The 12,473-nt window shown below is 43.0% G+C and carries 15 protein-coding genes; 5 read left to right on the top strand and 10 right to left on the bottom strand.

Annotation, left to right across the window (positions count from 1 at the left end; genetic code table 11):
• Nucleotides 1-131 precede the first annotated feature (131 nt).
• Entirely contained in the window at nt 132-389 is a 258-nt protein-coding gene (locus tag ACE1BR_RS02315) for a hypothetical protein (protein ID WP_374867262.1), read from the top strand.
• A gap of 145 nt (nt 390-534) precedes the next feature.
• Here ACE1BR_RS02315 and ACE1BR_RS02310 read toward each other — a convergent pair whose 3' ends face one another.
• The 4 genes from ACE1BR_RS02310 to ACE1BR_RS02295 form a co-directional block, all read right to left on the bottom strand.
• A complete protein-coding gene (locus ACE1BR_RS02310) occupies nt 535-1,098 on the bottom strand; it encodes a hypothetical protein (protein WP_374867260.1) in 564 nt (187 codons plus the stop codon).
• 133 nt (nt 1,099-1,231) lie between these two features.
• Entirely contained in the window at nt 1,232-1,420 is a 189-nt protein-coding gene (locus ACE1BR_RS02305) for a hypothetical protein (RefSeq protein ID WP_374867258.1), read from the bottom strand.
• Between the two features lie 282 nt (nt 1,421-1,702).
• The gene (locus tag ACE1BR_RS02300) at nt 1,703-1,888 is read right to left on the bottom strand and encodes a hypothetical protein (protein WP_042872170.1); all 186 of its coding nucleotides are present in this window, start codon (nt 1,886-1,888) and stop codon (nt 1,703-1,705) included.
• 125 nt (nt 1,889-2,013) lie between these two features.
• Nucleotides 2,014-2,775 carry a hypothetical protein gene (locus ACE1BR_RS02295; protein ID WP_374867256.1) on the bottom strand — a complete coding sequence of 254 codons (762 nt, stop codon included), beginning with the start codon at nt 2,773-2,775 and terminating at the stop codon, nt 2,014-2,016.
• Between the two features lie 110 nt (nt 2,776-2,885).
• Here ACE1BR_RS02295 and ACE1BR_RS02290 point away from each other — a divergent pair, with 110 nt between their 5' ends.
• Both ACE1BR_RS02290 and ACE1BR_RS02285 read left to right on the top strand, forming a co-directional pair.
• A complete protein-coding gene (locus ACE1BR_RS02290; protein ID WP_374867306.1) occupies nt 2,886-3,320 on the top strand; it encodes an EamA family transporter in 435 nt (144 codons plus the stop codon).
• A gap of 194 nt (nt 3,321-3,514) precedes the next feature.
• Nucleotides 3,515-4,156 (top strand): phosphoethanolamine transferase domain-containing protein, encoded by a 642-nt coding sequence (locus ACE1BR_RS02285; protein WP_374867255.1) that lies wholly within the window; start codon nt 3,515-3,517, stop codon nt 4,154-4,156.
• A 451-nt stretch (nt 4,157-4,607) separates the two neighbouring features.
• Here ACE1BR_RS02285 and ACE1BR_RS02280 read toward each other — a convergent pair whose 3' ends face one another.
• The 6 genes from ACE1BR_RS02280 to ACE1BR_RS02255 form a co-directional block, all read right to left on the bottom strand.
• Complete coding sequence (locus ACE1BR_RS02280; protein WP_374867304.1) at nt 4,608-4,922, bottom strand: phosphatase PAP2 family protein; 315 nt, start codon at nt 4,920-4,922, stop codon at nt 4,608-4,610.
• Nucleotides 4,923-5,240 (bottom strand): hypothetical protein, encoded by a 318-nt coding sequence (locus ACE1BR_RS02275; RefSeq protein WP_374867254.1) that lies wholly within the window; start codon nt 5,238-5,240, stop codon nt 4,923-4,925.
• A 249-nt stretch (nt 5,241-5,489) separates the two neighbouring features.
• Nucleotides 5,490-5,891, bottom strand: coding sequence for an H-NS family nucleoid-associated regulatory protein (locus tag ACE1BR_RS02270; protein ID WP_374867253.1), 402 nt, complete (start codon nt 5,889-5,891; stop codon nt 5,490-5,492).
• 71 nt (nt 5,892-5,962) lie between these two features.
• Nucleotides 5,963-6,634 carry an inovirus Gp2 family protein gene (locus ACE1BR_RS02265; RefSeq protein ID WP_374867251.1) on the bottom strand — a complete coding sequence of 224 codons (672 nt, stop codon included), beginning with the start codon at nt 6,632-6,634 and terminating at the stop codon, nt 5,963-5,965.
• Between the two features lie 352 nt (nt 6,635-6,986).
• A complete protein-coding gene (locus ACE1BR_RS02260; protein WP_374867249.1) occupies nt 6,987-8,555 on the bottom strand; it encodes a YfjI family protein in 1,569 nt (522 codons plus the stop codon).
• Between the two features lie 74 nt (nt 8,556-8,629).
• Entirely contained in the window at nt 8,630-8,851 is a 222-nt protein-coding gene (locus tag ACE1BR_RS02255) for an AlpA family transcriptional regulator (RefSeq protein ID WP_005359937.1), read from the bottom strand.
• Nucleotides 8,852-9,023: 172 nt separating this feature from the next.
• Here ACE1BR_RS02255 and ACE1BR_RS02250 point away from each other — a divergent pair, with 172 nt between their 5' ends.
• Together ACE1BR_RS02250 and ACE1BR_RS02245 are read left to right on the top strand one after the other, a co-directional pair.
• Nucleotides 9,024-11,660: a hypothetical protein gene (locus tag ACE1BR_RS02250; protein WP_374867247.1), complete on the top strand. Its 2,637-nt coding sequence runs from the start codon at nt 9,024-9,026 to the stop codon at nt 11,658-11,660.
• Between the two features lie 58 nt (nt 11,661-11,718).
• The coding region (locus tag ACE1BR_RS02245) for an IS5 family transposase (RefSeq protein ID WP_374867245.1) at nt 11,719-12,473 on the top strand (755 nt) is incomplete at its 3' end.

Genomic DNA, 12,473 nt, shown 5'->3' with positions numbered 1-12,473 from the left:
AAGCACGCCTTTGAAAATTTTTTGTTACTGATGTAAAAATCAGTTGATCGCACAATCAAGCCATGATTAATTAGCTGGGACTTTTTGGAGTCTTATCACTTTCATCACCATGTTTTAAAAGGAATTTTGATATGAAAAAAGTTCTTCTGGCAACTGCTCTGTTTGTTGGCATGTCTTCCTTCGCGATGGCGAACACCACCGCGACCACCGCAGCAACTCAGCATGAAGCTGCCGCGAAAGCGCACGAAACTGCGGCCAAGCATCATAAGCACGCAGCCAAACTGCATCATGAAGGTAAAACAGCTGAAGCTAAAGAAGCTGCTGCTAAAGCCGAGAAAGCGGCTACTGAAGCTCAAAAAGCAACTACTGAAGCTGTTAAAACCAAATAACGATTTTTCTTGGTTAGAACTGGCCATGCCAGTCACCTTTTGAAAGTCTGTAATATGGTGATGAATACACTCACGTATTCATCACCATTATTTTTACCCCCGTTAACGTTTCACCGAGCAAAACTCAAGAGGCACAACTTTAAATTTAAGCAGTTGTGTTAACCATATAGCCATTGCTAGGTGGCTCTTGGGTTAACTGATTCTCAAATGCACCGAGAAAATCTTGTAGGGACGTTTTATTATTTCCTTGCCCCGTGGTCCCCATCAATCCATTAAACTGCTCTTGAAGTTTTGCAAGAGCCGGGTCCGAACTACTGCCGCTATTCAGTGATGCAATCAAGGTGTCCAACCCCTGCTTAAGAGGATTGCTGCCAGCACTGCCTGTACTTGATGACAGCTGAGCCGGTTGTGCAACCCCTTGCTCATCGCCATCATTGTCGTTGTCACCTTTACCACCACCATTTCCTCGCAAAGCGCCCATCAGGGAATGCATGAATGAGGAAAGCGTTGATTTGGTACTGCTATTGGAAGGGTCGAGATTCACGCCCAACGAGGATAATGCAGCGGTGACGTCTCCCATCATTTTCTCACCACCACCATGGTGGTGATGCTGATGAGGGGCTGCCGCTTGGGTGCTACTGGCGGAGGAGGTCGAACTGTTATAGGAAACAGCCAGTGATGAACTGCTTACGGAACTTATATCTGACATATCATGCTCCTTGGAGATCCACAATCAACAGCGGTCTCACGTACCGATGAATCGTTGTTGGCAGAAAACACTATCGCCTATCGCAATAAAAACATTTCCGTTAGATACGAATCGTTTCATAGGACATGCAGCGTTATGTTGCCTTTTGAACCGTCTTCTTTTCTGGCTCTTTTGGATGCTGAGATTTGTGGTGCTTATGCACAACCCGGATCTGGACTGTTTTTTGCGCTGTGGCCTTGGGTGTTACCGCCATCGCGACCATGGTCACACCGCTCATCAGCGTAAAAATGACCGCCAGTACCAAAGGGATAATATGTCTCATAATCAATATCCTTAAGCCATTAACCGCTCTCCATAACTTAATCTTAGGCCTCAAACACTGGCCATTCCGTGTGTACTTGGTGCGTATTTGTATCCGAATGTACACGCCAACCAGTACCGCGCTATCGTCACACTGACATGTCTCTGACAACCGGGTTAGCTGTACCTGGCCGACATGGCAGATATGCTCTCCATGGGTCTTCAGAGCAAAAGAAAGGGAGGCCAAGCCTCCCCATCATTCTTGATTGTATGCTCCTCTTTGCCAGAGGGAGCGTACTGTACATCACGCTTTCGGGGCAGCCTTCACGACCGGGGCCTTGGCATGGTGCTTGGTTTTATGATGCTGCTTTTTCACTACTTTGGTTTGAGTGGCTTGCGGAGCCGCTGCCTTGGCCGGGGTAGCCGCCATGGTGAAACCAGAGGTCAGGGCGAAAACTGCAGCGACTGCCAGGGGGATGATCTTTTTCATGGTCAATTTCCTTATTTGAGTTAATGGAGCCGTTCTCCATGACTTCATCCTACGACTGGTTCGGGCTAACTTCCGTGTGTCATTGGTGACGGTTTGTATCCAAATGTACAGCGTCATATTGACCATTAGACTTCATCACGTGCTCGCTGTGGCCATGATTGATAGATGACCAAGAGGATGATGCAAGCAAAAAAGACCAGGCTGGTGTTGGTTACGCCCAGGCCCAGCCCACCATGTTTCTCTGACTGGGATAACCAGTCACCGATGGAGGCGCCAAGCGGCCGGGTTAACACGTAGGTGATCCAGAAGGCCAACACGGCATTTATCCTGAACCAATAAAAAGCGACGGCCGTCGCTGCAATCAACCCACCAAACAGCAAGGTGGCATGCATGTACCCGATATCCATCCCTTCTGATACCCAATCCCCTGCAGCGGTGCCCAGTGCAAAGGTGACCAAAATGGCTGACCAGTAGAAGAGCTCCCGCTTTCGTGTATCAATGGCACGGATAGACAACGTTTTTTCCTGCACATACCAGACTCGGAATGTAGCCATCAGGAGTACAGTGAACACGCCAGTCGAAACGGCCAGAGGGACACCAACCTGATCTGTCAGGTTATCCGTGATCAGGGTGCCAAAGATGCTGACGAGTACGACTGCCAACCAGTATTTCCAGGGTACATAACGCGTCGAAAAAAGCTGGATCAAAAGGGTGACGATTAACACGCCGCCCATCAGCAGCGATGTCATACTCAGCCCCAGATGCAGATTGAAAATCAAAAAATCTGCCGCGGTCTCCCCTACCGTCGTAGACATCATTTTTATCAACCAGAAGACCAAGGTGACCTCTGGAACTTTGTTGATGAAGCGCTCTGATTTGGTTTGCATGGCCAATCCTTCAGTTTTGGGCTTGTAACTCTTTACACGACAACATGCAGGGCATTCCTTAAGATAGTCTTAATGCTCCAATTGAGCACCCAACAGGAAGAGGATTGGATATGTTCACGTCAGCAGAATGGTTTTCCTGGGCATTGCTGTCAGCATTCTTTGCATCACTGACGGCCATACTGGCCAAGCTTGGGATACAAGATGTTGATCCCGATCTCGCTACCTTAATCCGGACGGCGATCATCATCGTGGTATTGTCCGCTATCGTCGTCAGTACCGGAAAATGGGTTAATCCACTAACGTTGTCACTCAAGACCTGGATGTTCCTTGGCTTATCTGGCTTGGCTACCGGGGCCTCATGGTTGTGCTACTTCCGGGCGCTGAAACTTGGAGATGCCTCAAAAGTAGCGCCAGTAGATAAACTGAGCCTTGTCCTGGTCGCCATTTTTGCTGTCACCTTCCTTGGGGAAAGACCCTCGATACGAGAATGGTTAGGTATCGGAATGGTTGCTGGCGGCGTGCTGCTGCTGGCATACAAGCGCTAGTCATCTCAGAAGGGCCACGATGTTTACTTAGCTGACCTACCATCAATTGATTTAGGTTAACAATCATCAAACCACCCGCAATCAATAACAAAATGCCAATCGAGCCGCGATAAAAAGTTTGCTACCATTGTCCATAGCGTAAGCCAAACATCACACTGTCGCTGGCGGAGTACTGGAGTACTAATGGAGCAGTTATGCCGTTTTGGATAAAAATGCCTATTGTGCCATTGATTTCTTTGCTCTCATTATATTTTTCTTTCATGCTGAACTGGCGAGTCACACTCCATTTTTATGAAATTACATTTGGATTTCAGCCGATTGATGTCGATTTTGCCATTTCCTTTCCTGTGATATTGGTTGCTGCGCTGAACTGTTTATTTATACTATTCTCCTTTCGCTACCTTATAAAACCTATTTCTGTCACTCTCATATTATTAAGCTCAGCAGTTAGCTACGCGATGATTAAATATAACATCCCGTTTGATGGGACATTTGCGCAAAGATTTTTTGAAACTAATATGGCTGACCTAATCACCTACATCGATCTTCCAATGCTAGGTTGGATAATAATATCAGGAGCAATACCTTCATTGTTTTTTATTTCTGTCGAAATAGAGTATAGTGATAGTTGGCTGACAGGATTCATGCAACGAATCACGTCGATATCAGTATCTTTAATTCTCATTTCATCGATTATTGGCCTGTACTATGAAGATTACGAGTATGTATACAAGCATTACCCAACGCTTCAACAAGAAATAGTTCCATTAAACATTATCGATAGCGCCATAAAATACATATACGCTCGACATCTGCCCGCCTATAAAAAAAATTAAAACAAAATTATAATCGGCGACACTTCTTATACACTATAGCCGCAACTTTTAAAAAAAGCCAAACCTAATTAAAAACAATTCCACCCAGAGTGATTATCGCTAATTTTTATTGATTGTAAATGTGTAGTGATTTACTTCCCTCGAATAAAAATTGTACAGTTAATACAAGGCCACCATTGAAAACATATCGCCTATACTGTAATGTTTTATTTACCACTACAGATCAGCATCTGATATTAATGGCTACCGAGGATAATGTGTTATATTCACTTGTTTATTTTTTGTATAAACTCATAGCATTCTACATAGAGATCACTTATTGATAGATCTACATCCATCTTTGAGAAAAAAGTATCTCAATGACACTATTACATTGTAGCCAACGACTGATGTTATTTACCTAGTTGACAATGGGTTTAGTACTTTTTCAAGCCAAAATATCTGAGGATTGTTACGGTGTAAATATAGTTGTTAACCAATGGAACAATCTAGAACTAATACTTTCGCAGAACGCCATAAATTTATATTCTATGCGAAAAAAGAAAAGCTTAACCAACAGATAAGCTAACAAGGCCATCACTGCGGCCCCCGCGATATCTAGGGGAAAGTGTAGACCAAGAAAGACTCGTGACCAGACGACAAAGATAGATAGGAATAATATCAAAGCACCACTAATTCTGGCTTCTACCGCGAAGAGCGAAAGTCCCGCGCTGAAGAACAAAGTAGCATGATCACTAGGAAATGATGTTTCCGAAGCATGGTAAATTCAAGTATGTCCTAGCGGAACCATAAAAGGGCGAGGATGAAACCAGAACGTTGCACATACAAAAGCCAGGAGCAATGCGACAACGATAGTTACCAAGGCTGATAATGCTCGTTTATGCCCCTCTTTTCCTCCTAGAAACCAGTGTCCCAAAAGTATCAATGGGATAATAAAGAGAAAATACTGTGCACACAGGATGGCAAAGTTAATCAGCTCCTGTGAAGTTCCCGAGGATGCATGAAGGGACAAAAACCAGTTAAGATTCAGGAGCTCAGGTGTATTAATCATTGGCATCATGACCCGTACAGAAGTTTCGAACATGATTTTATTCATGCAGACTGGAAATAAGAAATCCTTAATAAGTTATGAATTGAGAGACGCTACGACACGCTTGAAATAGTAGTGCTATGCATGTTAATGGATGTTGATGAAATATGTCTTATAACTGGCTTGAGCTATCAGGCAGAACACTCCAAGCATTCATAGTTCATAACGACGAGAACTGTCATTAATTGGGCCAAGTTTCGTGTAAACAGAAATGCCATGCCGTGAGGGCATGGCATTGTCGATTTAGATGAGGAATTCATCCAGCTGATGGTCTTGTTCGAGCTGCTCAGCCAGGAACTTGGGTGTACGGCCCTGACCGGTCCAGGTTTTCTCTACGCCATTTTCAACGTAACGGTATTTCGGGGGACGAGGTGCCCGTTTAGCTTTAGCCGCAGTCACTGCTGCCGGGGCACTGCCTACCAACTCAGTGGGATCGATCCCCGCCTGCGCCAACATTGCTTGGAACTCAGCCAGCTTTTGCTGGTGCTCAGCTTGGGCGGCTTGTTCTTTCTCCGCCAGCTCCAAACGTTCCAGATAAATCAGCTCGATTTTCTCGTGGGCTTCTTTGAGCTGATCCAGAGACAACTCGCGCAGTGCTGCCCGCAGGCTGCGGATATTCAACAGCACTTTCAGAAATTCACTCATAGATATCCTTTAATTAAATACGCAGGGATTGTTCTATAGCATACTAATGAGCACTAACGTGCTCAAGCGTCTTATCGTATTTGACTGCAACCGAAGTTGCGTTGCCCATCCATAACCTTCGTACTCTGTTTACTCAGGTAAGCCAGACGAAACAGCAAGTCGTGATAGATTTTATCTCGATTAATTGCCGCATTGCGAGATAGCCCATAAGTCCCTTTAGTAGGAAAATGAACCAAGTGAGCATGCTCTGGATACGGTAAGCTTAGTGCACTACACCACGCTTTCTGTATCCTCACCCCCATGTTATCACCATCACTTTCTAAATAGTTACCCAGATAGGCGTAATCGTCTCTGTGGAAGAATAGCATGACGTGGTAATGATGGTGTGCTGATGAGTCCTTTTCCCTGCACCAGATGTAAGCAGGTAGACGAGGCTCCCCTCGTCGGTTGTTACGTTTATGGTTTGCTTTGATCTGACTTTTAAGGGATTCCATAAAACGTGTGATCACCGCTGGGTCAGTGCGCTGCATGAAGATAAGTTGATCCAGGTCGTATTCAGTGGTATCCACTGCGAACCTTAAATCGCATCGAATAGCAAAGACTCGAGGAGTCTCTGCTAATACTTGAGCTGTAAACTCTACACTGCGCGCCAGATAATCCTGGTTCATTGGCCCATATCCAGATATGCATTCCTGCAACAGTGCTTCAAACTCCATCTTGGTTAATAATATTTTGTCATACATAATGTTCACTCCCAAATGCTAAGTGTTTGATAAAGTGTTGTGCCTAACACAATAACGTGCGTTAGTGTTTTAAATAAAATTTTTAATCCTCCCCCTCTCAAAAGAGAGGGGATATATAGACGATGATATAGACACCGTTATAACGCGTATGATTACACACGGTTTATTGATATACCTCATTTACATATATTACATATACCGGACACATTCTCCATATCAATTAGATAATATAATAAGCTCAAGCCTTGCCATATAAGGCTCGCAATGAATTACACACTAAATAACGTGATAAAAATCAACTCTGAAGTTATTAACAACCAATTGCTTGAGGAGTTAGGGTAAATCTATCAATTTAAATAGCGACTACGCCTCCCATGGTGGCAAAGACACCGTACTTGTCCTTTAGTTGCTCCTCGTATGATATAAACTGATGCTCGTGCGCTGCTCGCACCCCATGTGAATAAAATTTCACCAGACTCTGCTTTGACTCCCAATGGCACTTGGCCTGAATATACTCTATCCATTCGGTACGTCCTTCTTTATAAACTCTAACTCGATTATCCAATACAAGTTGATTTAGCGCCGGATCAAGCAATGCTTTTGACCTCAAAACTGAAGTGACATACTGTCGTAGCCGCCGCTTTTCAATCCTATATTTATCTTTCAGAAAGAGGTTTATTCTCAACCATTCATCCAATATCCTTGCATGACTTCTCTGATTAGTCATATCGTAAGCCCCCATTAATTGTATGAAGTTGTCAAAATACCAATTTGCAATGTCATAAGCTGAACGCATAGAACTAATTGAGATCGTTGATTCATATCCATTCAAAAACACCTCGATTACTGCTGCCAATCGCGTCATATGCTCGACAAACTTCGAGGCGTAGTCTCTATACGCTTCTAACTGTCCCCCCGGAGCAAGGTGAGGCTCCAGGCTTGAATCGACAAGCTCCCAAAAGGCTAGTGCCTCCCTTGAAAGTTTGATGACATAGCGCTCCTTACCAAGAGTACGACGTTCAATCCCCTGATGTAGCAAACTGGTAATACGCTCATCAAACCATTTTAATGCCTTATTGTTTACTTGCTTGCAGTGATCTTTAAAGCGTGTTCCTTGTGTAGATTCACATACAGCAATCAAACACCTGGCAAAGAAACCACTATCACGGGCCATCTCACCATTATTTGCCAAGAATCGATGAAATGTCCTAGGCTGAACCATCAGCGTTAGTCCAACGCTGGCATCATCAATTTGTATTCCATTCCCAGTTCCTCTCTCCATCGAGAGAGCCCCCCTAGACCATAGGTCGTTGAGGTCGGAGGTTTCCTTCATAAAGTCCATACTCAATAATCGACCAGCCTCATCTGACATAATTGAAAATGAACGATTGCCACTGCCTAGCTGCTTTTTGACACCAGCAATGGTGATATCATTAAATATTAACTTCCTGTGAATTGGTTTAACAGGCTCAGCATCTTTAATAAGGCGATAGTTTGCTTTGGATGAGATTGGATCAAGTCCACGTTTAATCGCGTCCTTAAGGCTATTTTTTGCCATACTTTCCTCAACCTTCCATATTTCCACATCTCGATTGAATACTCGCTGTTTTTCGATGTATTCAGATGTTAACTCATACTGAACAGTTCTTATCGCCGATGTTATTAAATTGAAGCTGAATGTTTTCCTTTCACCAGAGGGTGCAACTATAATTACATAGAGTGTGGGCTTATATTCTAAACCTTCACGCACATGCACCACTGCAGAGTCTTGTATAGAACTACTTGCAGAGGAAAGGATTAGTGAGACCAAGAGCTCTACTGGAGCCTGTGTTTCTCCACTATAGCCCTTAACAGCATCCTGAAATTCTTCTGGAAGCTTATCCACCGGGAATTGTCCAGGATTTTTAATTATAGATTTCATTTTTCACTTATAAAGTAGATAATTAGCGATTTCAATAATAAACTTGAAGTTAAGCTAGCTCCAAACTAGATACCTTAGGATAAAGATCTTAACCATTCATCCACAGAGGATGATAACCACCCAATCGATCTAGCCCCGATACGTACAGGTTGGGGAAAGCGTTCGTCATATCTATCCGAGCGGGGATTTAACCTCTCATAAATGCCTGACTTACTTATTCCAGTTTTAATGACCATTTCATTAATTCTGATGATCCTGAGCATTTGCTCCTCATGCTTGTTGGCTTCTTGCAACATATGCTTTCCTCCTGACACTGCTGTTCTTGAAGTGAGGCCAGCTTCTCAGAAGACGTGACGCAGTGCATCCAGTGTGTTTACCGGGGCAACTTTAGTCCCACTTGATTGGTTAGAAACCACACTTATGGTCTAATCACAGCCATCCCATATCCATGTAGAAGGAACCCGGACCGTGGCTCACGACCAGCACAATACGTCGACAGCAGCGTCAGATGATCATGAGAACCTCGATGCTCCTAATGAAACTCAACAACCTGGGAGTGTGAGAAGCGGGGAAGATGGCAAGACGACTAGGATCAAGCACACAAGCAAGAATCAACAGAAGAGAAGTGCTCTCAATGCTGTTCAACAGTGGTTGATCACTGAGTTACGCCGAGTGCTTTATCTCTCTCTGGATGATTTACTGGGCCTTGCCAAAGCGCACATTGCACCCACTCTCTCTCGTTCGGCACTTGATCGCCTTCTTAATCAGTATGGCCTTTCCGATGTCAAAAGCTTGACGCCACAATTCAATGGTAAAATTCAAAAGGGTGTAGTCCAACTAACAATTATTCGTTTACCTAGACTCTCAATAGATACATCAGACTACTATCTTTATAGTGCATTAGAGCTTTCCTCCCGCTGGGCATTTATAAAAATTCTAAATGGCAATAAGCCCCAAAGCACTATAAACTTCATTGAAAATATTTTTAATAACGCACCATTTAGAATATCAACTATTTATACAGGAAAGAATAAAGTTTGTTCACATGCTGTTTCTTTTAACGACTTTAAAATTTCGAAGAAAAAAGTAGATGGACTCTCATTAAAAAATGACTTCATGTTTGAACCAATAACTATTCCTGATCTGATAGAGAGGGAAAAGTTAGAGGAGCTGTATGCTGAATTTTCAGATGCCATTATACATGCGCAAGATGATATCAGTTGGGATGAGATCTCATCCCAACTGAGTAAAATTCAAGAAGACTACAATATCACCCCACAAAAGAAACTCCGCGGTTCATCTCCATTAGACATCGCGGAACGCAACTTAAAATTACTTAAGAAAGTTTCTATAGAAACAGAAAATGACATAAACACTACAAAATCAAATAGATATTTGAGTTTTATACATACTCTCTATGATGCTCTAGGATTGTATAACGGCATAAGACGAAAAGATAATATTGAAAGGAATTCATATAACGCACATCAATCCTTTTTCAAGGAAAATCATGCATACATTATATCTGCACTATTACTTAATGACAGCAACCAGTTGCGAGGCCCACGAGAAGATTTATTTTGGACTTATGAAAACATATATTACCTACTAACTAAACGTACAATACCGCTCAATATATCAGAATCGGAACTAGATTATGCACTCATAATGGGAGTGATAATACCAATTGCAGCGATTGATATTTTCGAGATGTTAGACAACGATAATAGCAAAACAATAAACTATCATTTTGATAAGTTCCTACGGTTCTTAAAATCGGATATTGAAGATGAAGATGAAGATGAAGATGAAGATGAAGATGAAGATGAAGAGTTTTACTCAATTATAACTCTGGAGAAAAAATATCTTACTAAGTGTATAAAAGAGTTGGGGTTATTAAGACTAGCTGATACCAACGATACACAACAGGGACTATATTCTACTCAGCATTATATAAACACAATTTCTATTGGTAACAACAAGCGTCTTTCCTCTATACGTTCTACAATAAATACGGTAAAGTACTTCGTCACACTTTTTAACAAGAAAAAAAGCGAATACCAGAAAATAAATTTCGATAACATTGATACACTTCATGCAGCTATGTATGCACTCCGCATATTTCACTACTTTGAAAATAAAGTTAGGGAAGTGTTTTCAGGTTGTAATAAACAAGAAGCATCGGTTTCCATTATTTATCACTTATCAGACTATTACAGCCAAGTCGTTTCTCCCGACCTTTTGAATTATGGAGTTAATCATGCTCTCTCTACCCAAAGCATGACTACCGATTTAATATCACTTTGCAGTAGAAGCGATCTCATTCGCAATCCAAATTTCGATAAAATCGCCAAGAAAGCTGTGAATGCTCTCTATTTAAATGTATTAAAACAAATAAATACTAACTCCCCGGTATCCTCCCCATCTTTGATTGAATATTTTGACTATCTCTTCAGCCCATACCACCCCAACAAGATAGTTAAAGATATCAATGTCAGTGACCTCTTTTCTTCGGACCTTAGAATTAAAGAACATGATATGCTAGGTCAACAATACCTAGCTATAATTGATATATTGAGAGAGATACAGTCTAATCACCTCATATCCGCCAAAGCATTATTGAAAAAAATTAAAGATGTACGGCTGCCTTCATTTGGTATTCTGAAATATGCTGTGGCTGTACTTAAAGTTGGTTTGAAAATAAAGATAGACTACAAATCCATAAAGAACCTAAGTCTATCTGAGGAAGTCAATACAATATTAACGTACCAAGGAACCACACTACCTTATATCAAAGCTGTACAACTTGATAATAATGAGCAAGAAAGATTATTCACTCCCTATAACACAGCTATTCTTTGCTCAATCCTACAATACAACCTCGTCTGTAAAAGGCTAATGCCAACCTTAGATAGGCCAACTCAAGCAATTACAGAGATGTTTGATAAGTACATCAATGTGATACAGAGCAAAGATATAGATGAACATAAAGCTAGTTTATTATTCCCATTGATAGATGTTGACTTAAAATGCTGTCTGGCTAACACAGAAGCCCTTAATTTTTATCTCAAATACGGCGTTGTTTCCCAAATCGATGCAGCTTGAATGGAACTAACTGAGGGCGCGGTGATCTGATCACCACCATCCTCTTCAAGTCTGCATTATGGGCACGTCGCTTCACCCCATCACCAACTGGCCTAAATACAACAAGTCTTTGATTAATCGTGGTTCACTCACCTTCTGGGTTGATGCCGACGTCATGAACAACTGGTTTCACCACGACCATCATGGGCGCCGGGGTCGCAGCCAGCTTTACACTGACCAGACCATCTGTACCTTCCTGATGCTCAAGGGGATTTTTAACCTCACTCTGCGGGCCACCCAGGGACTACTCGACTCCCTGTTCGAGTTGATGAACGTACCGCTTTGTGCCCCCGATTACAGTTGTGTCAGCAAGCGCGCCCGTACGGTGACAGTGGCCTATCGGCAACCTAGTAAGGGGCGTAACACCGACCTGGTTATCGACTCGACTGGCCTCAAGGTATTTGGGGAAGGCGAGTGGAAAGTCAGAAAGCACGGCACCGAAAAACGGCGAGTCTGGCGCAAGTTGCATCTGGCTGTGGACCCGGCCACTCACGATATCGTGTCGGCGGAAGTCTCGCTGGAAAATGTCCATGATGCCGAGGTGCTACCGACTCTGCTCAATCCACTACGGCGCAAGCTGGGGCGTGTTTATGCAGACGGTGCCTACGACAGCAAAGCCAGCCATCAGCTAATCTCTCGCAAAGGGGCGACAGCCTGTATCCCGCCTCGCAAAAGCGCAGGGTTATGGAAAAAGGGGCACCCAAGAAATGACGCCGTGCAGGTAATGCGCAAGGAAGGGCGGGCGCACTGGAAGAAGATATCGGGGTATCACCG

The organism is Aeromonas sp. MdU4, assembly GCF_041929505.1.
Classification (GTDB): Bacteria; Pseudomonadota; Gammaproteobacteria; order Enterobacterales; family Aeromonadaceae; genus Aeromonas.
The sequence above is the reverse complement of the archived record's forward strand: the minus strand, read 5'-3'. Positions and strand labels throughout refer to the sequence as shown.